The 23,209-nt window shown below is 52.5% G+C and carries 16 protein-coding genes and 2 riboswitches; of the genes, 12 read left to right on the forward strand and 4 right to left on the reverse strand.

The features are described 5' to 3' along the window. Positions 1-119: 119 nt before the first annotated feature. Both ACF8D4_RS04605 and ACF8D4_RS04610 read left to right on the forward strand, forming a co-directional pair. Positions 120-725 (forward strand): DUF2238 domain-containing protein, encoded by a 606-nt coding sequence (locus ACF8D4_RS04605; RefSeq protein WP_107005047.1) that lies wholly within the window; start codon positions 120-122, stop codon positions 723-725. Between the two features lie 211 nt (positions 726-936). Continuing rightward, entirely contained in the window at positions 937-1,602 is a 666-nt protein-coding gene (locus ACF8D4_RS04610; RefSeq protein WP_025008979.1) for a response regulator transcription factor, read from the forward strand. 1,557 nt (positions 1,603-3,159) lie between these two features. Here ACF8D4_RS04610 and ACF8D4_RS04615 read toward each other — a convergent pair. Beyond that, the gene (locus tag ACF8D4_RS04615) at positions 3,160-4,596 is read right to left on the reverse strand and encodes a curlin (protein WP_045282999.1); all 1,437 of its coding nucleotides are present in this window, start codon (positions 4,594-4,596) and stop codon (positions 3,160-3,162) included. An 18-nt stretch (positions 4,597-4,614) separates the two neighbouring features. Then, positions 4,615-5,043 carry a curlin gene (locus tag ACF8D4_RS04620; RefSeq protein WP_025008981.1) on the reverse strand — a complete coding sequence of 143 codons (429 nt, stop codon included), beginning with the start codon at positions 5,041-5,043 and terminating at the stop codon, positions 4,615-4,617. A gap of 412 nt (positions 5,044-5,455) precedes the next feature. Between ACF8D4_RS04620 and ACF8D4_RS04625 the strand changes: the two genes are divergently transcribed. The 6 genes from ACF8D4_RS04625 to katB all read left to right on the forward strand — a co-directional run bounded on the left by ACF8D4_RS04625 (position 5,456) and on the right by katB (position 14,126). Further along, positions 5,456-7,957 (forward strand): S8 family serine peptidase, encoded by a 2,502-nt coding sequence (locus ACF8D4_RS04625; protein ID WP_392468466.1) that lies wholly within the window; start codon positions 5,456-5,458, stop codon positions 7,955-7,957. Positions 7,958-8,376: 419 nt separating this feature from the next. Further along, positions 8,377-10,968: an extracellular exonuclease ExeM gene (gene exeM / locus ACF8D4_RS04630; RefSeq protein WP_392468469.1), complete on the forward strand. Its 2,592-nt coding sequence runs from the start codon at positions 8,377-8,379 to the stop codon at positions 10,966-10,968. Between the two features lie 118 nt (positions 10,969-11,086). Beyond that, positions 11,087-11,524 carry a PaaI family thioesterase gene (locus ACF8D4_RS04635; protein ID WP_025889351.1) on the forward strand — a complete coding sequence of 146 codons (438 nt, stop codon included), beginning with the start codon at positions 11,087-11,089 and terminating at the stop codon, positions 11,522-11,524. 38 nt (positions 11,525-11,562) lie between these two features. After that, a complete protein-coding gene (locus ACF8D4_RS04640) occupies positions 11,563-12,033 on the forward strand; it encodes a cupin domain-containing protein (RefSeq protein WP_025889350.1) in 471 nt (156 codons plus the stop codon). Positions 12,034-12,043: 10 nt separating this feature from the next. Then, positions 12,044-12,331: a YgjV family protein gene (locus ACF8D4_RS04645; RefSeq protein WP_044735110.1), complete on the forward strand. Its 288-nt coding sequence runs from the start codon at positions 12,044-12,046 to the stop codon at positions 12,329-12,331. 331 nt (positions 12,332-12,662) lie between these two features. Then, the gene (gene katB, locus ACF8D4_RS04650; protein ID WP_392468473.1) at positions 12,663-14,126 is read left to right on the forward strand and encodes a catalase KatB; all 1,464 of its coding nucleotides are present in this window, start codon (positions 12,663-12,665) and stop codon (positions 14,124-14,126) included. A gap of 64 nt (positions 14,127-14,190) precedes the next feature. On the opposite strand, the gene ACF8D4_RS04655 is transcribed toward katB, so the two are convergent. Beyond that, positions 14,191-14,748, reverse strand: a complete 558-nt coding sequence (locus ACF8D4_RS04655; RefSeq protein ID WP_025889349.1) for a TMEM165/GDT1 family protein — start codon at positions 14,746-14,748, stop codon at positions 14,191-14,193. A gap of 20 nt (positions 14,749-14,768) precedes the next feature. Continuing rightward, positions 14,769-14,941: riboswitch (yybP-ykoY riboswitch) on the reverse strand. A 234-nt stretch (positions 14,942-15,175) separates the two neighbouring features. Further along, positions 15,176-15,260: riboswitch (cyclic di-GMP riboswitch) on the forward strand. Between the two features lie 83 nt (positions 15,261-15,343). Here ACF8D4_RS04655 and gbpA point away from each other — a divergent pair. From gbpA to ACF8D4_RS04675, 4 genes are all read left to right on the forward strand, one after another. Further along, the gene (gbpA, locus tag ACF8D4_RS04660) at positions 15,344-16,786 is read left to right on the forward strand and encodes an N-acetylglucosamine-binding protein GbpA (RefSeq protein WP_392468476.1); all 1,443 of its coding nucleotides are present in this window, start codon (positions 15,344-15,346) and stop codon (positions 16,784-16,786) included. 573 nt (positions 16,787-17,359) lie between these two features. Next, entirely contained in the window at positions 17,360-18,628 is a 1,269-nt protein-coding gene (locus ACF8D4_RS04665; protein WP_198556982.1) for a dicarboxylate/amino acid:cation symporter, read from the forward strand. Between the two features lie 570 nt (positions 18,629-19,198). After that, complete coding sequence (locus ACF8D4_RS04670; protein WP_025008990.1) at positions 19,199-20,392, forward strand: aromatic amino acid transport family protein; 1,194 nt, start codon at positions 19,199-19,201, stop codon at positions 20,390-20,392. A gap of 136 nt (positions 20,393-20,528) precedes the next feature. Beyond that, positions 20,529-22,685 carry a S46 family peptidase gene (locus tag ACF8D4_RS04675; protein WP_335901187.1) on the forward strand — a complete coding sequence of 719 codons (2,157 nt, stop codon included), beginning with the start codon at positions 20,529-20,531 and terminating at the stop codon, positions 22,683-22,685. 111 nt (positions 22,686-22,796) lie between these two features. Here the strand turns inward: ACF8D4_RS04675 and ACF8D4_RS04680 are convergent, their stop codons facing one another. Then, entirely contained in the window at positions 22,797-23,120 is a 324-nt protein-coding gene (locus ACF8D4_RS04680; RefSeq protein ID WP_392468479.1) for a hypothetical protein, read from the reverse strand. Positions 23,121-23,209: the final 89 nt, after the last annotated feature.

Below are 23,209 nucleotides of genomic sequence, written 5' to 3' on the forward strand. Positions count from 1 at the left end.
GCTATGATGCTTTTGCCCATGCCCAATCAAAGTAGCACTTTTTTCAGGTGAAGTGGAGGGCTAGATGGCTAAAGTATTTTTTCCTAATTGAGAACAATCACTGGCATAAGGAAAGTGGCTTGAAAAACACAATTATCTGGCTGGTCATTTATTTTGTGGTACTTATCTGGTCGGCGATAGCGCCTAAAGATGATTTCACTTGGTGGCTGGAAGCGCTGCCTGGGATGCTGGCGCTGCCGATACTGTTTTTTACCCGCAAACGTTTTCCGCTGACTCCGCTGCTTTATGGCCTGATCTTGGTGCATTGCCTGATACTGTTTGTCGGCGCCCACTACACCTATGCCGAGGTGCCGCTGTTCGATACTTTAGCACAGTGGATGGGCTCTGAGCGTAACAACTACGATAAACTGGGTCATTTGGCCCAAGGATTTATCCCGGCAATGATTGCCAGGGAGATACTGCTGCGTAATCAAGCAGTGAAACCTGGTGCCTGGTGTGCTTTTCTAGTCAGTTGTTTTGCCTTGGCCTTGTCGGCTTTCTATGAACTGATTGAATGGTGGGTTGCCGCGGCTACAGGCTCAGGTGCCGAGGCCTTTCTCGGCACCCAGGGCTATGTCTGGGATACCCAGTCGGATATGCTGATGGCTCTTATCGGTGCCATCGCCGCCCTGCTGGTTTTATCCTCATTTCATGACCGCCAGTTGCAGCGTCTTGGCGCCGATTGACAGGTCGGGACAGAGAGAGCCATATACAGTCTTTACAATATTTCATCTGGCAATGCGACTAAAGATTGTTAGAATCATACTTTATGGTGATGAAAACCGGACACTATCTGGTCAGAATCATCTTATACTTTTTGTGTAAGCTCACGGAAAGTGATTAAGGAAGCTATCCCTTTAGGGGTATGAGCGAGACTTTTCAGGGAGAAGAGTAAATATGAGTAGTATCAATGAGTTGGTTTTTATAAACCAGATAGCCGCCCCTTGTCATTTGGCCATACTGGCCGAGTCCATTGGTCTTAAGACCCGTATAGTACGCCACCCGGAACAGTTGGATCCGCAGAAGAGCGATAGTACTTTCTATCTAATTTCTCAGAAGGGGTCGGCGCTGGACAATAAGGGCATTCCTCTGCTGGCCAGCCGTCTGGTCTCTCATGTTCCTGTCGCCCTCTATCAAGTTGCCAGAGGTTCACTGGATCAGGAGTCGGCTATGTTGCTGGGGATCCGCGGGGTACTTTATTCAGATCAGCGCATCGATCTTATGCTTACAGGCCTGCGCAAGATGGTGGCCGATGAGCTCTGGTACGACAGAACCCTTATCAGCAAGATGTTCCGTAAGCTGGTCAAGACCTTGGACACTGGCAATGAGATGTCGGCCGATACGGTTTCCATGCTGCAGATGTTGACCCGGCGTGAACGTACCATTATTCAGCTGGTTTCCAGTGGTGCCAGGAATAAAGAGATAGCCCAACGTCTGTGTATCAGTGAGCATACGGTCAAGGCGCATATTTCATCGATTTTCCGCAAGACTCAATCTCGTAATCGAGTCGAATTGTTGCGTTGGGCCCAGACCTATCAGAGTCACTTCGATCTCATCAGTTGATTTGTCGCTAGATCCAGCCTGAACTTGGCCCCGAATGGGGCTTGTTTATGCTTTGATGGCTTTTATGTAAGCCAAGTCAGTGGAAAATTCCTGTCAGAGTGCGGCAATCGCCGCAGCTTTGAGCTTTTTTGCGCGTCGGGAATGGCTTTCAGCCAAAGCCATGATAGCCGTTGTGCCTGCGGCGTAAAGTCGTGGAGCTTAAGCATTCCAATCTGTCCATAGCTTGCGCTCATGAGCACACTCGTCACCGGCGAGTGTTCGCCTTCAGCTACGTTATTTGCGCCAAAGGCTCTCGGCGACACCGAGGAGGGATTGGAGCAACTTTGTGAGAGCTAACTTGTTTGAAGCTACCTATATGCCTGCAGACATACACCTCATTTTCAGGCACAGGCGGAACTGTGACCGTCGAAAACAAGGATGTTTTCGTCGAGGCTACAGGGACGTATTAACGCCGTGTCACAGGATCGCCTGTGCAAGAGCCCACCGCAGGTGATGGGTTACGTCTGTGGTCAAAAGCCCGGCAAGTATTGGTGAGGGATTTAATGCTTAAAGCAATGCTAGCCGCCGTGCCAGCGGCGTAAAGTCGTGGTGTAAATGCCTCCATGCACAACGGCCAGTTCGCCATCCAAGGCTCGCGCTCGAAAGCATGTTGCTGCGCAACTCTCGCCGAGTCACAGGATCGCCTGTGCATAAGCCTGCGGCAGGCAATGGGAGACCGTCCGTCGCTGGAAGCCCTGCCAATACTAATTAGTAACTTTTAGTTAGAAGCCATGATAGCCGCTGTGCCAGCGGCCTAAAGTCGTGGTGTTCCACACCACACTGGACAAGGGGCTTTGCTTGTCCAAAGCCCCTTGCATCCCCAAGGACACCCCGACGTAGCCGAAATCCCCGCTGGCTTATGAAGCAAATTGGCTACACTCAGGACTCGCCAAATGCATCCATGCATAAGGGCCAGCTCGCCTTCCTTGGCTCGCGCTCATGAACTTGTCGCTTCGCAACATTCGCCCTGCTCGACCTTCGAGCCTCGACCTCCCTGTCTCGGCTATGCCAATTTACAACAACGCCGGCGGCGGCTCCGAAGGGGGAATTGGTGTAATTCTGTTAGCACTGAGTAGCTTGGAACATCTGAAGTGTCTGCAGACATCCACCTCATTTTCAGGCACAGGCGGAACTGTGACCGTCGAAAACAGGGCCGAATTTTGTTCCTGATAAATTCGGCATTTCCTACGTCCATGTAGGTCAGATGTTTTCGTCGAGGCGACAGGGACGTATTAATGCCGTGTCACAGGATCGCCTGTGCAAGAGCCCACCGCAGGTGATGGGCTGCAACTTAGCTGGCAGCTAAAACCAGGTTTATTAGTGATATTTGGTTCAAAGCCATGATAGACGCTGTTCCAGCGGCGAATATTCGCCTTGTTATTCGATGCTTATGGTATGGGGTTTCCTGGAAACCGCTGGAACCATGAGTTTTCAAGCTATAATGACTCACGCTCAGTTGGCAATTGGGCAAACAAAAAGGGAGCCAAGAGGCTCCCTTCGCATAAAGCACCAGAGTGATTAGTTCTGGATAACAGTGGCAACGTTGTAGTCGCCGCTTTGGGTTACGCTGATAGCGTTGCTGGTACCGGCCTGAGAACCGACAACCAGGTTTTCGTTACCGCTTTGGGTGATCATCAGGCTGTTACCTGTACCAACCACGGCGAAGGCGCCGCCGTCAACACCGCTCACCCAGTTGTTGTCGCCGCTTTGAACGATTTGAGCCAGGTTGTCATCACCGAGGATCAGCAGGTCTACCAGGTTGAGGTCACCGCTTTGAGTGGTTTCGATATCGGTATTGTCATAGCCAACAACAGTGACCAGAGCTTCGTTGGCGCTGCCATCTTGCTCCATATCAACTTCGTTGTTCTCACCTTCCAGCTCGGCATAGGCAAAGTTCTCTGTGCCTTCCTGATGGATTTCGATCTGGTTGTCTTCACCTGTGGCGAATGCAACCAGCTCGTTGTAATCGCCCTGTGACGTCAGGTCCATGCTGTTGTCAGTGCCATAGGCGGCGGCAGTAGCGAAGTTGGTGCTGCCATCCTGCTCCAGGTCGATGTTGTTGTCGTCACCCCAGATTTGGAATTCAACGCCGTTGGTGTCGCCTTCCTGCTGGATATCGACTACGTTGTCGCTACCCTGAATATCGGCAACCAGCAGATCGCCTACCGCGTTGCCATCACCTTTCTGGTAGATTTCAACGTCGTTGTCATCACCTGTGGTGAATTCGAGTACTGCGGTGTTGGCAGTGCCGGTTTGCATCATTTCGATGTTGTTTTCAGAGCCGGACAGGGCGTAAACAAAACCAGTGTTCAGATCACCTGCCTGATCGATTTCGATGCTGTTGTTATCACCGGCAACGCCACGCACGCCACCTATGTTGCTGTTGCCTTCCTGCAGTACGGTCACAGAGTTACCGTTGCCTACGTTGGGGCTGAAATCAACGGCTATCATGCCGGCTTCGTTGTTGTTACCGTTTTGGCTGATATAGCCGGAGTTGTCGTTGCCGTTGACACGGAATACTGCGAAGTTGGTGTCACCGTTTTGGTTTACTTCGGCACTGTTGTTGTCACCGATCAGCTCAACATTGGCTTCGTTGAAGAAACCGGATTGAGCGACAGTTGCTGTGTTGACGTTACCGTCTACATCGACGCTGGCCACGTGCCAGTCTTCATTCTGAGTCACTATAACTTTGTTTTCGTCGCCCTTGGAATCAACATAGGCTTCGTGCCAAACACCGTCTTGAACCACGGTGGCTTCCTGGGCAGAACCTTCCTGATTGATGACTGCCAGGTTCAGAATGCCGGTTTGCTCGGCATAGACTTCCTGACCTACAGTGCTGCGGCTCTGCTGGTTAACTGAGATTTCATTGACACTGCCGGCGAAGGCTTGGGCACTCATACCCAGACCCGTTGTGATAGCCAGTGCAATCAGTGACTTTTTAGCTTGAGATTTCATTAAACGCTCCCTGTGTTTTTAATACTGCGTGATGCTGATAGTGGCAGCATCGGCAATTTGTTGTATCGAAAAATTGGCGCTGCCAAGCTGGTTGAGTTGCACCAGATTGTCATTGCCTATTTGAGTGATGTTTGCCTTATTGGCGTCACCCACCTGCATCATTTCAACCTGGTTATTGACCCCGAGTTGTACTACTTGTGCCTGATTTCCAAACCCGGCCTGGGTGAGGATGGCGCTGTTGTCAATTCCGGCTTGAACTATGATGGCTTGGTTGAAACTGCCTTGTTGCATCAGGTCGACCAAGTTGTCGCGTCCCTGAGTTTCCAGCAATGTCTGGAGGGTGACTGGCAACTCCTGTAGTGCATTTACCTGGCGTTCTGTCGCTGCTGTACCAAGACTGGTCAACAAAACGGCTGAACCAAACAGGATTTTTGCGAGTACCGACACCTAAGACTCCTTTTCGTACATATCCTTGATTGAACCAGAGTGGTACAAATCAGTAACAAAAGTTACGCGCCTTGAGCCGGGGTCGCAATCGGAGTTAAAGGCTATTTAGGCTTTAGTCGATATTGCTTTTTGCAATAATGGTGAATTGATTTATTTTGTTTTACAAACAATGATTTGGGTTTTATTTCTGGCGATTTTTAAGTTTGTTCATACCTAACACGTCTAGTATTAAAGTCGTATTTTACCGTTTGCTACTATCGCTATTGTTTTCATTGCGGTAACAATCTATTTGCAATAAATAAACGCCGGATTTCACTTGCTGGTCACTGTTTGCCTGTCGTTTCAAGGAAGTGCCGCAGATGCAAGCCGTTCCGGATATCAAGGGATTATAAGGACTATAGGAAGCCCGAATATGTTGAAAAAATTCTCGCCATTGGCAGTAGCTGTCGCTGGGGTTATGGCGCTTGGTAGTGCGCCTGCAATGGCTAAAAACGAGATCCGTTACGCCAAAGACTCTATCCTGGTGGTTTACAAGGATAATGCCACCAAGGAGGAGCGCACCGCGGCTCAGCGCCTGGTACGTGGTACTTTGCGTGATGCCAATGCCGATGGTATAGATGACAAATTTGCCCGTTTGCTCGATGGCCGTCTGGCAAAGCTGAATCTGCGCCAAGGAGCCGATATTGAGCAGGCGATCAAGATGATCTCCAGCCATCCGGCGGTTAAATATGCTGAACCCAACTACATTTTGCGCGCCATAGGCATGCCGGATGATCCCCGTTTCCCTGAGCTCTGGGGCATGCATAACACTGGGCAAACCGGTGGTGTGGCTGACGCCGATATTGATGCTCCCGAAGCTTGGGATGTCACTACAGGCAGCACGGATGTGATCATCGGGGTTATCGACACCGGGGTTGATTATAACCATCCTGATTTGCAGGCCAATATGTGGGTCAACCCGGGCGAAATTCCAGGTAACGGCATAGATGATGACGGCAACGGTGTGATTGATGATATTCACGGTTTCAGTGCTGCTAATAATAACGGCGATCCTATGGACGGTAACGGTCATGGTACCCACGTAGCAGGAACCATCGGCGCCAAGGGAAATAATGGCCTGGGTGTCGCCGGGGTAAACTGGGACGTGACGATTATTGGCTGTCAGTTCCTGACCCCTGCCGGTACAGGTTCTACCGCAGATGCCATCGCCTGTATCGACTATATGACGGATCTCAAGGTGAATCATGGCGTCGATATTAAAGCAACGAACAACTCCTGGGGGGGCGGTGGTTTCAGCCAGGCGCTGAAGGATTCCATCGAAGCCGCCGGTGAAGCAGGTATTCTGTTCCTGGCTGCGGCCGGTAACGATACCAGTGACAATGATGCCAGCCCCCATTATCCGTCCAACTATGAATCGGACATAGTGATGTCTATTGCCAGTACCGATAGCTCGGATGGTATCTCATGGTTCTCCAACTGGGGGGCTACCAGCGTAGACATGGCGGCGCCTGGCAGTGCCATTCTGTCAACGGTTCCAGGTGGTGGTTACGAGAGTTATTCGGGTACTTCCATGGCTACGCCTATGGTGACCGGGGTGGCGGCTCTGGTGTGGTCCATCAACCCGGATCTGACACCGCTTGAGATGAAAGAACTGTTGATGAATTCGGGTGATGCCAATGCGGCCATGACTGGCAAGAGTGTTGCCGGTACCCGTCTGAACGCGGCCAACGCGCTCGATCAAGCCAACCCAAGCCCAAGTTATCGCTTCAGCGTGACTCCGGCTGCCCGCACTATCGAAGCCGGTGAAAGCACCAGCTATGACTTCAGTGTCGGTAGTGTGGCCGGTTGGGATGGTAGTGTTGAGCTGAGTGTCAGTGTGGAGCCTGCTCTGGAAGGGGTATCTTTGTCTGCCACCAGCGTTGGTGCCGGTGACAGCTTTACCCTGAACGTAGCCAGTACCGCCGAGACTCAGTGGGGCGATTACGCCATCACGGTATCGGGTAATGACGGCAGTATTGAAAAGAGCAGTGTGGTGAGCCTGGAAATCATCCCTCAAGGGCTGAATGACTTCCCATACAGCAATGATACCCCAGTGGCTATTGCTGATAACACCACAGTGACCAGCACCATTGAGATCGCCGATCCGCTGCAGATCTTTGGTGTCAATACCAACGTCAACATCAGCCACACCTGGATTGGTGATTTGACAGTGATCCTGACTTCGCCATCCGGCACCGAAGTGGTGCTGCATAATCGCGAAGGCAGCAGCAATGACGATATCGTCAAGAGCTGGGATCTGGGCGACTTCAACGGTGAAATTGCCCAAGGTACCTGGACTCTCAGCGTGACTGACCATGCCGGTGGTGACACAGGCACCCTGAACAACTGGGGTATGGTGATCACGGCGCTGGGTGAAGCCGGTCCTTCTGCACCTAATGCCGGCTTTGACTATCAAGCCGAAGGTTTGAGCGTCAGTTTCAGCAATAGCAGCTCTGATATCAATGATGATATCGCCGGCTACCACTGGGATTTCGGTGACGGCTCAGTCTCCAGCGAGGCAAACCCTCAACATGTGTATGCTGAGGCCGGTACCTACACAGTGACCCTGACAGCGACCGATGCCACCGAGCTCAGCGACAGTGTCAGCATGGAAGTGCAGGTATTTGCCCACAGCATCTCTGCCGATATCAGCCGCGCCCTCAAGTCCCGTCGTGGCAGCGCCATGGTTGATGTTAACTGGAATGGTGCCCTGGGTGATGAAGTGGCGATTTTCCGCGACGGCGAACAGGTTGCGACCACCGCCAACGATGGCCAGTTCCGTGACCGCTTCAATACCGAAGCCAATAGCGTGACTTATCAGGTTTGTGAACTGGGAGCCGAGCTTTGCTCTGATCCCGTTGTTGCTCAATTCTGATAACCCAAATAGATGAAAGCGGCCATCCGGCCGCTTTTTTATGGTCATATCGCGCAAAAATTAATTTTTGATGACGGGGAGAGATAATTAGTTTCGAGGTTTACTGATTATTTGATGTAAAAATATTTGTCTATTTTATCGACCATATCATACGGCTTATTATATTTTTTTGAAGACAGGCTTTATTTGTTGTCTAACTATTTGTTTGTTAAATAACAGCTTGGGTTGAAACAGGGTTTTCTGCTTTGTTCTCTGTTGAGAACATGGTGGTTAATTAATGATTTATATAGAATTTGCGTTCGGTATAACTGTTGCCTAAATGTGATTAAACCACTTCAATTGACCGTTCTTCTCTGGGACAATCCCGCGGCACGTTAATAGAAATTAACGGCATTATTACAATTAAAGGGGTTGATAATATGGATAATGTTAACAAGCTGACAGCCATTGCGATTGCCGTGGCTGCCACCATTCCAGTGATGGCCAATGCCGATGTTTTAATCAGCGAATACGTTGAGGGCAGCGCCAATAATAAAGCCATAGAGCTATATAACTCTGGTGATAGTCAAGTCGATTTAAACGGCTATAAATTGGTGCGGTATAAAGATGGCGCTACTGATGCCTCCGATATGCTGGTATTGGATGGCCAAAGAATGGCGGCCAAGGGGATTAAAGTGATTCTGCATCCCAATGCTGAAATAAGCTTGCCTGCTGGAGTCGACAGCCTCAAGGGCAATCTCTATTTCAATGGCGGTGATGCGGTAGCCCTGATGAAAGATGGCGTCGTCGTCGATATTGTCGGCGCCGTGCCTACCCCAACCGACTGGGGCCTGAATATCACTTTGGCCCGCAGCAAGTCGGCGCTCACTGCCTCGACGCAATTCAATGCCGCCGATTGGCAACCTATGGGCACTGATAACTTCAAAGGACTCGGCAGCCTGGATGAGGCTGCAGCCCCTGAAGTTACGGCATTCAGCTGTGATGGCGCCACGCTGACACCCATCTATGAAGTGCAGGGGAGCGGAGATCGCAGTCCGTTGGTCCCTGAGGGTAAGTTCGAATCCGACAGCGAATATACCCTCAAGGGTGTGGTCAGTGCCCGTGGCGACAGCCTGTTCAAAGGCTTTTATCTGCAAGATCCCAAGGGAGACAACTCGCCTTTCACCTCCGACGGCATCTTTGTATTCCTAGGTGAAGCAGCGCCGGAAACAGTGCAGCCCGGTGTCGAGGTTTGCGTACAGGGTAAGGTCAAGGAGTACTATGGCCTGACTCAGTTGGATATCAAGGCTGACAAAAAATTTGCCGTGGGTGAGTTTACCCAACTGCCGGTGGCTGCGCCTTTTTATGTGGCAGATGGTGAAACCCTGCAGCAAGCGCTGGAGCGCTTTGAAGGCATGAAGGTAGTACTGGATGCCGGCAGTGATCTCAAGGTCAGCCGTAACTTCAGCTTTGACTACGATGCCCGTCGCAACAATCTTATGTTGTCTCACAAGGCGCCGCTGCTGAAGCCGACTCAGGTACACCTGCCGCTGTCGCCAGAGGCGATGGCACTGGAGCAAGCCAACCGTGCCAACCAATTGTTTGTTGAGTCAGACTTCAAGGCCAAAGACGGCGAGCTGCCCTGGATGCCGGACTTCAACCCAGAGACAGGTTATCTGCGGGTTGGCGACCAGTTAACCGGTCTTGAGGGGGTTATAGGATACAGCTATAACCAGTATCGTCTGGTGGCAACCAACAGTATTACTCCTGGGGATATATTGCGCGGCGACGATCGCAGCCAAGCACCGGCTATTGCCGAGAAGGGGGATATCCGGGTCGCCAGCTTCAATGTGCTTAATTTCTTCAACGATGCCGTAGGTGGTGACGCCAATCCAACAGGTGATAACCGCGGCGCCCTCAGCGAAGAAGAGATGCTGTTGCAACGCACTAAAATAGTCAATGCCATTACCGCCATGAACGCCGACATAGTGGGTTTGATGGAGATTGCCAACAACGGCTTTGGCGAGAAAAGCGCCATCCGCAATCTGGTCGATGCGCTCAATGAGCAGCAAGCCGATGAGGATATCTATTCCTTTGTAGAGATAGCCGATGCCGACAAAAAAGATGGCAAGTATCTCGGCGGTGATGCCATTAGCGTGGGCATGCTTTATCGCCCGGCCAGGGTGACTCCGGCAGCCGAGGCTTTTGTGATTGCGACTCCAGAGCAGCATGCTGCTGAAGCGGTTGCCAGCCGGGAAGTCGATGGTAAACAGGAAGCCAGCCCTGCCTTTGATAAGTATCAGCGCTACAGTCTGGGACAGAAGTTCAACATAGCAGATCAGAGCCTGACTCTGGTGGTGAATCATCTCAAGTCCAAGGGCTCGGGTTGTCTTGAGGATTGGCTGAACTTTGATGAGAACCGGGATCCTCTGGATCTGCAGGGTAAATGCAACGCCTTCAGGGTGTCAGCTGCCAAAGTTCTGGGAGAAGCCTTGCAAAAGATCGACGGCGATCTCCTGGTGATCGGCGATCTCAATGCCTATGGTCTGGAAGATCCTGTGCGGGTGCTGACCGACTATGATGCCGCCCAATCGGAGCGGGTTCTGCGTACCGCCTCTTGGACCACTCTGAACGGTAAGGTCTATGAGCATCAGGGAACTGAAATCAGCAAGGGGTATGGACTTATCAACCTCAACACCTTGGCCCATGGTGTCGATACTTTCTCCTACAGCTATAACGGTGAGTTGGGAAATCTCGACCATGCACTGGCCAACGCCAGTCTGGCGGAGCGTTTGGTTGCCATTGAAGACTGGCATATCAACTCGGTCGAATCCAACATGTTCGAGTATGGCAAGAAGTACACAGGTGAATTGCCCAAGTCTGACAATGCCTTCTCGGCTTCGGATCATGACCCTGTGATAGTGGCACTCAGTTATCCTGCCAAGGTTGAGCCTTCCAAGCATGATGGTGGTGCCTTGGGGTATCTGTCACTGCTGTTTCTCGTAGCATTGGGGCTGCGCCGCCGCGGCTAAAGCTCTCAAGTCTTGATTGACACTCACCCGGTCAGAGGATTGCGCTGGCCGGGTTTACTTGGATACAGGCAGCCAAGTACACTGATTTTCCTATTGGAGTACTAAGGATAACAATAAGATGAGTATTTGGTTTCGACCCATCACCCTGGAAGATTGTGCCAAACTGGATGCCGGTATAGGGGGCAAAGGCACTTTGATGCAGACCCTGGGGATCCGCATCACAGAGATAGGTGATGACTATATGGTAGCCAGCATGCCGGCGTCTCCGGCTATCCACAACCCACTTGGGATAGTACATGGTGGTGCCAATGTGGCGCTGGCAGAGACGGTGGCCAGCTATGCCGCCAATTTTGCGGTGGACTTTGAAAACTACTATTGTGTAGGTCAGGAGATCAACGCCAATCACCTGCGGGCAGCCCGCAATGGTGAACTCAAGGCAACAGCCAGAGCCGTACATTTGGGCAAACGCAGCTCTGTCTGGGAAGTGCTTATTCACAACAGCGCCGGTGAGCTGACCTGTATTTCCCGTATGACCGCGGCCGTGGTCAAGCGCTGACAGCTTCACTCAAGGGCGCTCTGACTCAGGGGACAGAGATGAATGCCAGGGAGTTTCTGCTGAAAGCCAGTGAGATAGATGCCATGAAAGGGGAGGAGCGGACGCATTTCCTCAACCCCAATGCGGTGCGACTTAGAAAATCTCTCGGTGATGTCATCGGTCTTGCTCATCTTGGAGTGCATCTGATTGAGCTGGCGCCCGGGCGTGACAGCACCGAATACCACCTTCATTATTTTGAAGAAGAGTGTATTTATGTGCTCGAAGGTGAAGGCGAGGTGTGTATCGATCAACAAGTCTTCGCCATCGGGGTCGGGGACTTTATCGCTTTCCCGGCCGGCAGTGTGGCTCATGGCATGAACAACACTTCCGAGAGGCCGCTCAAATATTTAGTCATGGGACAACGCCTCAGCCATGATGTGGCCGACTATCCTTATAAGGGTAAACGCCTTTATCGTAATCAGGGGTGTTGGGATCTGGTGGATCTCGACACCATTAGCCATCCCAAATAGGGGAGCTTGAATGGATACAATCAATATATGGGAGTGGGTCGGTTATCTGGCATCGGTAGTGGTGGCCATCTCTCTGATGATGTCCAATATCAAACGACTGCGCTGGTGGAACCTGCTTGGAGCGGCGCTGTTTGTTGCCTATGGGATCGCCATTGCTGCATATCCTGTGGCTTTGGTGAACTTCTTCATAGTACTTATCGATGCCTATTACCTGGTTAAACTCTATCGTAGCCCAGAGCCTGATTTGCAGGCCGCCCCTCAGGCAAGCCCGGAAAAATCAGAGGATCAGCAAGGCTGACAACCCGGTGTCAGGTGGCCCCAGACGCAGGTTTCTATAAGGTTTGTTGCTTTCGTGACAATGTACGTTTGCTCTGCTTCAGCCGTTTTTCATCTCGAATGGCAGTCACTGCTATCTCGGTTATGCACTTCTTATCCCCATTTCTCAATCCCAAATTCAACTTAATCTATAAATGGAATTATGATAATCATTTTTAATCGTTTTTAAAAATATCGTCGCCTGACTAACATGACCACATCGCCAATACGACTGCTCAAGGGAGCACCTATGGCCACCATATTCGATGTGATTGAAAACTGGTTAAACGAGACAAAGGATTAAGGAGCACGAGATGAGTCAGAAGCAATATATCACCAGCCAGAGCGGCGCCCCCATCGCAGACGATCAGAATTCCCTCTCCGCCGGAGAGCGTGGTCCCCTGTTGCTGCAGGACTGGCACCTGATTGAAAAGTTGGCCCACTTCAACCGCGAGCGGATCCCAGAGCGGGTCGTGCATGCCAAAGGCACGGGGGTTTATGGCACCTTCACAGTGACCAATGATATGAGCCAATACACCATAGCCGAACATTTCCAGGGGATTGGCACCCAGACCGAGGCCTTTGTTCGCTTCTCGACCGTAGGCGGTGAGATGGGCAGCGCCGATGCCGAGCGCGATCCCCGTGGCTTTGGAGTGCGTTTCTACACCAAGCGCGGTAATCACGACATTGTGGGCAACAACACCCCCACCTTCTTCCTGCGTGACGGCATCAAGTTTCCTGACTTTATCCACACTCAGAAGCGGAATCCGCACACCAATTTGAAAGACCCTCAGGCGATGTGGGACTTCTGGTCGCTCAACCCAGAGTCCTTGCATCAGGTGACTGTATTGATGTCTGACCGGGGCATTCCGGCCAACTATCGGCAGATGCATGGCTTTGGCTCGCACACCTTCTCATTTTGGAATGCCAAGGGGGAGCGCTTCTGGGTCAAGTTCCACTTCAAGACAGAGCAGGGCATAGCCAACCTGACTGAAGAGCAGGCCGCCAAGGTGAAGGGAATCGATCCGGATCATGCCCAGCGTGATATGGTGGCGGCAATCCAGGATGGCAACTTCCCCCGTTGGAAGCTCAAGGTGCAGATAATGCCGGAAGCCAATGCCAATACTTACCATATCAACCCGTTTGATTTGACCAAGGTATGGCCACATAAGGACTACCCGCTGATAGAGGTTGGGGTACTGGAGCTCAATCGTCTGCCACAGAACTACTTCGCCGAAGTAGAGCAGGTGGCACTGGCGCCGAGTAACCTGGTTCCCGGTGTCGGCGCGTCACCTGACAAGATGTTGCAGGCTCGCCTGTTTGCCTACGCCGATGCCCAGCGCTATCGGATAGGAGCCAACTATAACCAGTTGCCGGTGAACTGCCCCCATGCGACTCAGGCCAATCACCATCAACGTGCCGGTGCCATGGCCGGGGCTCAGTGCCCGTACCATGGAAGCCAGACAGGTGGCGATGCGTCGGCAAACTATGGCCCCAACTCGCAGCCAAGCGGCCTGCAGGATGCCACAGAGTTCAAAGAGCCGCCGCTGCGCCTGGATGGTGAAGCCGACAGATACAGCCGTTATGGGCAGGATGACTATACCCAGGCTGGCAACCTTTACCGCCTGTTGCCGGAAGAAGAAAAGGCCAGGCTTATCAGCAATATCTGCGGTACTCTGAGTCAAGCGACTCAGGATGTGCAGCAGCGAATGATTGGCCACTTCAGCCAGGCCGATGCCGACTACGGCCGCCGGGTGCAAGAGATGCTGGCCAGCTGATAGTGGCACGCCGGAAATAACAGGGGCAGCTTGAGCTGCCCCTTTTGCGCTGTCAGCGGTTTCCCTATTCCCACAGCAGGGTGGCTATCCCCAAGAGGGCAAACAGCAGGGCGCAACCTCTGTGGATCCAGATCATGGGCAGCTTGTCGGCACTGAAATGGCCGGCCAGCACCACGGGAACATTCGCCAGCAGCATGCCGACAGTGGTGCCTGTTACTACCATCAGCAGGCTATCGTATTTGGCCGACAGTACCACGGTTGCGACCTGGGTCTTGTCACCCATTTCGGCGATAAAGAACAGCAAACAGGTGGCCACGAAGGGGCCATAACGGTAGAAGCGGCTTTCTTCGGCATCGACCTTATCGGGCACCAGCACCCAGAGGGCGATGGCAAAGAAACTGCCGGCAACAAGGTAACGGCCGATATCGGCACTGAGCCAACCCATGGCCCATTGGCCCAGCCAGGCGGCGGCAAAATGGTTGAGCAGGGTGGCGACAAGGATCCCGGAGATAATCGCGGTCTTGTTTTTGAAACGGGCGGCCAACAACAGGGCCAACAGCTGAGTCTTGTCACCGATTTCGGCTACGGCGACAGTGAGAGTTGAGGCGATGAGTGCTTCCAAAATGGGCGTTCCTTAGGGGTGGCAAAATTCCAAGCACAGTCCACCGCCCACCCCTTTATATTTGTGCGGTATACCGTGCTCAGGTCTTGCCTGGCAAGCCTAAACTTGCTGTAAGCACCATGGCATGAGGCCAAGTGTGTTGATGCTTACCCCTGGGCGGGACCCAGGTTAGCTACTCCCCTAAGACAGAGGCGGCCATTATAACCATAAAGCTCGTCATGGCAACACTGGTCGGCTCAGTGACAGGGGGATTTTACGGTACTTCGTTTATCCGATATGAATCAAGCAGATGTTGTGATGCTCAGTATGCTGTACGCATTGTCTGTTTTTAACTTTTTGGTTTTTAAAGAAATTCTTCTTTGACATCGTTGTCATTTTTGCCTTTACTCATAGAACTCTCAGCCGCAGGAAACTGAGGTGGGAGCTTCTGGGTATTTGGCAAACTGAGCGAAAGCTCAGGACGCAAAGCTTCCGGTCTAAGGCCCTCGGGTTAAGATAGCGGGGCTGCCACAGTCGCTGACTGTGTCTGCAACAGAGTCATTCTCTTGTGTGCCCAAATACCGCTTGTTCAAGGAACTGTCGTTAAGGCAGCAAAATGGAGTATTGCAAAGTGGTTAAATCATCATTTAAAACAACAGCTTTGTCCTTGGCATTGGCAGCCGCTGGGGTAGGGTTATCTACCCAGGTGTTGGCTCATGGCTATGTGAAAAGCCCAGAGTCCAGAGCCTACGCCTGTAATCAGCACAACAACACCAGCTGTGGTGCGATTCAGTGGGAACCCCAAAGCGTCGAAGGGCCTTCAGGATTTCCGGCATCCGGCCCGGCCGATGGTCAGATAGCCAGTGCCGGAAATGCCAGTTTCAGAGAGCTGGATCAGCAGTCATCCAGTCGCTGGACCAAACAACCTGTGAGTGCCGGCCCTATCAACTTTACCTGGCAGCTGACCGCCAATCATGTTACCCGCGATTGGCGTTACTATCTGACCAAGCAAAACTGGGACCCCAACGCACCTTTGAGCCGGGCGGCCTTTGAGTCCGAACCATTTTGCAGTGTCGATGGCGGCATGGTGCAGCCTCCCAAGACGCTGACGCATCAGTGTCAGTTGCCACAGCGTAGCGGTTATCAGCTTGTGCTGGCGGTTTGGGAAGTGGGGGATACCAGCAACAGTTTCTACAATGTCATAGATGTGAACTTTGACGGCGCTGCCCCGACTCCTTCCGAATGGCAGGACGTGGGGAATATCAACCCGTCCCAGGATCTTAAGGCTGGCGATCAGGTGTTCACTCGGGTGTTTGGTGACAACGGAGAACAACCTTCGTTGTCTACCCGGCTCACCATAGCCGATGCCGGGCAGGGTAATCATAATACCTGGCCCAGTTTGTTGGCTGAGGCGATCAATGCCGGTGGCACCGGCCTTAAGGCAGGGCAATTGAATGCCAATGGTGAGATAGTGCCCGTCTATGGCAAGAATGATGTCTTCGCCCAGAATGATTCCGGGATTACCCGGGTCGAAACTGGTTTTGAGTTGGCGCCTCTGCCCGGCTGCGATTTCAGTGTCAGCGGCCTGAGCGACAATTATGAGATAGTCGATGGCAAGGCCAGCGTTGGCTTTACTGTAACCACAGATGCCAGAATGCAGGTCAGTGCCTTTATCAGTACTCATGACGGCAAGGCATCCGGTTCTGCCGTGCAGCAGATTGACAATAACAGCGCCGACTTCAACATCGAAGTGCTGGAGCCCGCTGCCGGACATTACCACATGCAGTTGAAGGCTCAGACCCAAGAGGGCAAGGAGCTGACCCAGGAGTTTGGTTTCTTCCTGCGTCAAGCCGGTGATGCGGCGCCGGCGGATTTCCATTTCCCTGATGGTTTGGGGTCATACACAGAGGGAACCAGGGTACTGCAGCCCAAAGATGGCAAGATATACCGTTGCAAGCCCTTCCCGGAAAGTGGTTATTGCCGCCAATGGTCGGCCAGTGCGACCCAGTTTGAACCCGGTGTCGGCAGTCATTGGCAACTGGCCTGGATAGCCGAGTGATAAGTGCTTTCCAAAGCTGACTCGATAGCCGCAGCGACTGCTGCGGCTACTGTTTCATGCCTGGTGGTCTTTTCAAGCGCAACAATGCCGTGAAGTAACTCACTAAATTAGTTAGATAAATAAAGTTTCATCTTCAGTTAATCTGGTTTTCTTTTTAAAAGTTTCCATCTTAATAGTTAGTGTCGAAACATTTTTAATAATTTGAAATTTATATAGAATTGGACACTGACTCGCCTTATCCCGCCAATCGAGCCTGTAGTGCAAGCGCCATTTTTAGCCGTCAGAGATGACGGTGACGACTTGCCCACCCAGTCTTAAGGCTTCCCTTCCGGGACGATACGTTTCAAGATGCTGACGCTCATCGGCTTACTCCAGTGGCAATCTCACCGTCTTCCAGGACTGCTTATGCCAGTTTTTGCCTCCATAGGATATGCATGTAAGTCATGAGCGTTATTGAAGACATTCTGTCTGGATCTGAGCTGGCTTTTTTATGCATTTCTCTGGCCTTATGGCCTTTTGCACCCCTGCGTTGGCGGCGGATCCATCTCCCAGGCATTCACTGGAGCACGACACATGATAATGAAAATGAACAAGTTGACCCTGTCGATTATTCTCGCCATGTTGCTGGGTATTGCGACAGGCCAGATTTTGCGCTGGTATTCCCCCGAACAAGCCCAGACCTTTGCAGACAGCATTACCATACTCACAGATATATTCCTTAATCTGATCAAGATGATCATAGCTCCCTTGGTGTTTACCACCCTGACCGTGGGTATTGCCAAGATGGGAGACAGCCGCACTGTTGGCCGGGTCGGCTTGAAGACACTTTCCTGGTTTATGATGGCCTCGGTTATCTCGCTGCTGTTGGGACTCTTGATGGTCAGCTTGCTGGAGCCGGGAGTGGGGCTCGACCTGGCGCTGCCGGACAGCCATGCCGTGACAGGCCTGGAGGCCGGTGGTTTGAGCCTGAGAGAGTTTGTCTCCCATGCGATCCCCAAGAGTGTTATCGGTGCCATGGCCGACAACGAAATTCTGCAGATAGTGGTGTTCTCACTCTTCTTTGGTTTGGCGGCTGCGGCTTGCGGTGAACATGCCAAGCCGGTGATTTCAGTGCTCAGCAGTGGCGCAGATATCATGCTCAAGGTGACAGCTTATGTGATGAACTTTGCTCCTTTTGCCGTATTTGCCGCTATAGGTGCCATGGTGGCCAAGGAGGGCAGTGGCATATTGCTCACCTATGGCAGCTTTATGGGACAGTTTTATCTTTCCATGGGGCTGTTGTGGTTGGTGTTGATTGCTGCGGGTTCCTTGTTCCTCGGCGGCCGTATCCGTCGTTTACTGAGCTTGATGCGTGAGCCTTTGCTGCTGGCATTTTCCACCGCCAGCTCTGAGTCGGCCTATCCGAAAATGTTGCAGCGGCTTGAAGAGTTCGGCTGCAGCAAACGTATCTCCAGCTTTGTACTGCCAATGGGTTATTCCTTCAACCTGGATGGCTCCATGATGTATTGCACCTTTGCTACCATGTTTATTGCCCAGGCCTATGGCTTTGAGCTGAGTCTGGGGCAGCAGTTGACCATGTTATTGCTGTTGATGGTCACCTCCAAAGGGATGGCCGGTGTGCCCAGAGCTTCGTTAGTGGTGATTGCCGCCACCCTTGGGCAATTCAACATTCCCGAGGCGGGGATCCTGCTCTTGCTCGGGGTCGACCACTTCCTCGATATGGGCCGCTCGGCTACCAATGTGCTGGGTAACAGTATTGCCGCCAGCGTGGTGGCCAAGAGCGAGAATGCCCTCAGTGACACAGCTGACATAGTTCCACAGCCACAAGCTGAGGTCGCCTGAGTCGAACTCAATACGTGAGTCATGATCGACTGGGCTTAAATTCACTGCGATATTGTCCTGATAGGCTATCGCAGTGAATAGGCTCTGCCTGGATGCTTTGAACGCCAATTGCTGTGCAAGCCAATCCCTACAAAAGAGAACGCCACGAGGACTTGTTCGCACTTTCCCTAATATCAGCAGCGGCGCATTTACCGATAATGATATTCTGCCCTGTTTTTGATGGAACCGGCCTGCTTTTCGCCTTAGGGCCGATAGTCGCGCTTCCCCGCTTGCCCAAGGGCTGTGGCTCTGTTAATGTCCCGGTTAAGTCAATTTTTTGAGAAAGAGCCTCCGTGTTGAGTTTGCATCTCTGCAGTCCCAAATTCCGCTGTCCACGATTTAGTTAGCCCCAGTGGCTTGGTGGCATACCTCTTCTGTTTGCTGAGCTGTTGGGGCCAATGAAACTCCGTAAGGCGGAATTTCATCTGCGGCCAAGACGTTACAGCTTGCCAGCTGCGCTGACAATTCGCCTTTCCCATGAGTTAAATCTGACCTTAAAGATAATAAGACAAAAGAACAGGACGAATTTTAGTGAACTTAAAAATATTGGGCTCTATAGCCATAGTCGCGGGTACTGCGATTGGCGCCGGTATGTTGGCCTTGCCACTGGCAACGGCTGCCATGGGCTTACTGCCGGCACTGTTATTGATGTTGGTCATTTGGGGCATTTCCGCCTACACCTCACTGTTGATGTTGGAAGTCAATCTGCGCTCCGGCGTGGGGGATAACCTGCATGCCATCACAGGTAAAGCCTTGGGTAAGACGGGGCAACTGATTCAAAGCGCCGCTTTTCTCAGCCTGCTGTTTGCCCTGACCGCCGCCTACCTGACCGGTGGCGCTGATCTCCTGGTGCTCAAGGCCAAGGCCTGGTTCGATATGACCCTGGATGGCCAGGACGCGGTACTCTTGTTTACCCTGGCTCTTGGCAGTTTTGCCGCCTTGGGAGTCGGTTGGGTCGATAAGCTCTCCCGCGGGCTGTTTTCTGCCATGATAGTCATGCTGGTGCTGGTGGTACTGTTTCTGCTGCCTGAGGTGAATATGAATACCTTACTGGAGCAGGCGCCGACCGATTCCTATGCCAATGTGTGGCTGGCCGCCGTGCCTGTGGTATTTACCTCTTTTGGTTTCCATGTCTGTATTGCCACTTTGGTGCGCTATCTCGATGGTGACACGGTTTCCCTGCGCAAGGTGCTGCTGATAGGCTCCGGCATTCCGCTGGCCTGCTATCTGCTTTGGCTGTTGGTAACCCTAGGTACCGTTGGCGGCGATACCATTCACGGCTTTGGCGGTTCACTGTCAAAACTCATCAGTGCCTTACAGGCCATCAGCGAGCAGCCTTTGGTGAGCAAGTGCATTGGGCTGTTTGCCGACTTGGCGTTGATCACCTCGTTTCTTGGAGTGACCCTGAGCCTGTTTGACTTCAGCGCCGAGCTTATCCGCGCCAAGAGTAACTTTGTCGGCCGCTTGCAGACCTGGTTGCTGACCTTTATTCCGCCGCTGGCCTGCGCCCTGTATCTGCCCGAAGGTTTTTCAGCGCTGCTGGGTTTTGCCGCCGTGCCTTTAGTGGTGATCATCATCTTCCTGCCGATAGCCATAGCGCTGAAACAGCGGCGTGAGTCGCCGGAAGGCTATAAAGTTGCCGGTGGCAAACCGGCGATGGCACTGATGGCCCTCCTGGGGATAGGCATTATAGCTGCCCAGCTGTATGCGACGCTGGGGGCCTAAGACAAGCCCTTTGTAAGGGAATTTTTCCGAGTCTGTAGCCGCTTGGTAGTCTGTGTTAAAGTCGGGACTTGTGCCCGGCTTTTTTGTTGCACAAAAACAACAAATTGAACTGATACCAGCGAATGGACTTACTAGAATGAAAAAATGGTTACTTGCAACGGCCATAGCCACCAGTTTTGGTGCTCAGGCCGATGAGGGCATGTGGCAGCCCTACCAATTGCCGGCCATGGCCGATGAACTCAAGGCCAAAGGACTGGAAATAGACGCCAAGTCTATCTCCAAGCTGACCGAATTCCCGATGAACGCCGTGATAAGCCTGGGCGGCTGCACCGCGTCTTTCGTTTCGCCCAAGGGCCTGGTGGTAACCAACCATCACTGTGCCTACGGCTCCATCCAGTACAACTCCACCCCGGAGAAGAATCTGCTGCGTGATGGCTTCCTGGCGAAAAACTTTGCCGAAGAACTGCCGGCAACTCCGGGCTCACGGGTATATGTCACCGAAGAGGTCACCAATGTGACCGACAAGGTCAGGCAAGGCCTGGACAACAAGCAGGGCGACGCTTTCTACAAGGGCGTCGAGGCGGCCGAGAAGTCACTGGTGGCCCAGTGTGAAAAAGAAGATGGCTATCGCTGTCAGGTTTACAGCTTCCACGGTGGTCTCGAGTACTATCTGGTGAAGCAGCTGGAAATCCGTGATGTTCGTCTGGTGTATAACCCGGCGGCCAGCGTGGGTAAGTACGGCGGTGATGTTGACAACTGGATGTGGCCGCGCCACACAGGCGATTTCTCCTTCTACCGCGCCTATGTCAACAAAAATGGCAAGCCGGCCGATTTCTCCAAGGATAACGTACCTTACGAGCCCAAGAGCTTCCTCAAGGTGTCGGCCAAAGGGGTCAAGGAAGGGGACTTTGTGATGGTAGCCGGTTACCCGGGCCGCACCAACAGATACCGCACCGGCAATGAAGTGGAAAACCAGTTTGAGTGGTCTTACCCACAAGGCAAGGAGCTGCGTGAGCGCTTTATCGAGATCATTAAAGAGACGGCCCCGGAAGGCAGTGATGAACGCATCAAGTACGAGAGCCTGATCGCCGGTCTGGCTAACTATGCCAAGAACTTCACCTCGATGATTGAGTTCTACGGCAAGTCGACCATGCTGGAAGACAAGCGTGCCCTGGAAGCCAAGCTCAAGAGCTGGATCGATGCCGACAGCAGCCGCAAGGCCCAGTATGGCGAGGTGTTGGCACAGCTGGATAAGCTGGTCGCCCAAAGCCAGGCGGATCAGCAGCGTGACATTATCCTGGGCTATCTGGGGTATACCACTATGTTGCCAACGGCCCGCGAGCTCTATCGTCTGGCCAATGAAAAGGCGCTGCCGGACATGGAACGTGAGCCGGGTTTCCAGGAGCGTGACATGATCCGCTTCAAGGCCGGTATGGAGCGTATCGATCGCCGTTATGCCGCCAGTGTCGACAAGGCGCTGGTGTTTGAGATGCTCAAGCGTTATGCGGCGCTGCCCAAGTCTGAGCGCCTGCCTGCGCTGGACAAGTACTTCGGCATAGGCAACAAGCTCGATGAGGCCAAGCTGAAGAAGACTCTGGACAAGATGTACAAGAATACCAAGCTGGATAACAAAGATGTGCGTCTGGCCTGGATGGACAAGTCGGTTGCCGATTTCAAGGCCTCGAAAGATCCTATGATCCAGTTTGCCGTGGCCTTCTATGACACAGGTATGCAGCTGGAGCAGAAGAAGAAAGAGTTGGCCGGTGAGCTGATGAAGGTGCGTCCTCAGTACATGGAAGCCATCATTGCCTACAACCGTGAGCAAGGTAAACCTGTGTATGCCGATGCCAACTCCAGCTTGCGGGTGACGGTGGGCCATGTGAAGGGCTATTCACCCAAAGATGGTCTCTACGCCGTACCTTTCACTCGTCTGGAAGGCATAGTGCAGAAAGACACCGGGGTTGAGCCTTTCGATGCTCCCAAGAAAGAGCTGGAGCTTATCAAGGCCAAGCAATATGGTGACTTCTACTTCAAGGATATTGACTCGGTACCGGTCAACTTTCTCTCAACTCTGGATACCACAGGCGGTAACTCAGGCTCGCCAACCCTCAACGGCCGCGCCGAGTTGGTGGGACTGCTGTTTGACGGTGTTTATGAGAGCATCATAGGTGACTGGAACTACGACGATAACATCAACCGCTCCATTCAGGTGGACAGCCGTTACATGCTGTGGGTGATGAAGTATCTGGATAATGCAGACAACCTGCTGCAAGAGATGGAAATCGTTAAGTAAGCTTCGCCATCAACAACAATCCCCGCCAAGTTGCGGGGATTTTTTTAGCTAGCGCTGGGTTGTTGAGCGTTGCAGAGCCTGAAGGCGCGTCTGATCCAACAACTCACACACCTAGGCGGCCGGGCGTTCAAAGTTAGCGGGCAAAGATTGCAGTACCCGGCGGGCCTTGGCCCTGAGCGGGCTGCGCTGTGCCAGCCTTGCCAGGTAACTATCTGAGTAGTAACCAATTAGCGGGTTTCGCTGAATATTAAACAGATGAAATTCGCTGATATCCTGCCAGTCCAGCTTCTGTGTCCGCAGCAAAGAGCGGTAGCAGATGCCATGCTGATGGATGCTGAGGGAAATCGTTCCTGGCCTTAGGCCATAGAGACACATCAAGGCCAGCAAGACAGAGCCCAAAGTCAGCGGCAGAGCCGACGTGGCCAGCCAGATCAACTGTCACTGAAGTAGAATGCGACGGCCCGTGCCATGAAAAACAGCGCCGCGAAAAACAGCGCCGATTGACACCAGTATCAAAGGCTGCT

The organism is Shewanella sp. YQ_9, assembly GCF_043103185.1.
GTDB lineage: Bacteria > Pseudomonadota > Gammaproteobacteria > Enterobacterales > Shewanellaceae > Shewanella > Shewanella algae.

What these genes read in the sequence shown, in the direction of transcription:
- exeM (WP_392468469.1), top strand. Translation starts at nt 8,377, where the DNA reads ATGGATAATGTTAACAAGCTGACAGCCATTGCGATTGCCGTGGCTGCC.
- ACF8D4_RS04635 (WP_025889351.1), top strand. Translation starts at nt 11,087, where the DNA reads ATGAGTATTTGGTTTCGACCCATCACCCTGGAAGATTGTGCCAAACTG.
- ACF8D4_RS04645 (WP_044735110.1), top strand. Translation starts at nt 12,044, where the DNA reads ATGGATACAATCAATATATGGGAGTGGGTCGGTTATCTGGCATCGGTA.
- katB (WP_392468473.1), top strand. Translation starts at nt 12,663, where the DNA reads ATGAGTCAGAAGCAATATATCACCAGCCAGAGCGGCGCCCCCATCGCA.
- gbpA (WP_392468476.1), top strand. Translation starts at nt 15,344, where the DNA reads ATGGAGTATTGCAAAGTGGTTAAATCATCATTTAAAACAACAGCTTTG.
- ACF8D4_RS04625 (WP_392468466.1), top strand. Translation starts at nt 5,456, where the DNA reads ATGTTGAAAAAATTCTCGCCATTGGCAGTAGCTGTCGCTGGGGTTATG.
- ACF8D4_RS04675 (WP_335901187.1), top strand. Translation starts at nt 20,529, where the DNA reads ATGAAAAAATGGTTACTTGCAACGGCCATAGCCACCAGTTTTGGTGCT.
- ACF8D4_RS04610 (WP_025008979.1), top strand. Translation starts at nt 937, where the DNA reads ATGAGTAGTATCAATGAGTTGGTTTTTATAAACCAGATAGCCGCCCCT.
- ACF8D4_RS04615 (WP_045282999.1), bottom strand. Translation starts at nt 4,596, where the DNA reads ATGAAATCTCAAGCTAAAAAGTCACTGATTGCACTGGCTATCACAACG.
- ACF8D4_RS04665 (WP_198556982.1), top strand. Translation starts at nt 17,360, where the DNA reads ATGATAATGAAAATGAACAAGTTGACCCTGTCGATTATTCTCGCCATG.
- ACF8D4_RS04640 (WP_025889350.1), top strand. Translation starts at nt 11,563, where the DNA reads ATGAATGCCAGGGAGTTTCTGCTGAAAGCCAGTGAGATAGATGCCATG.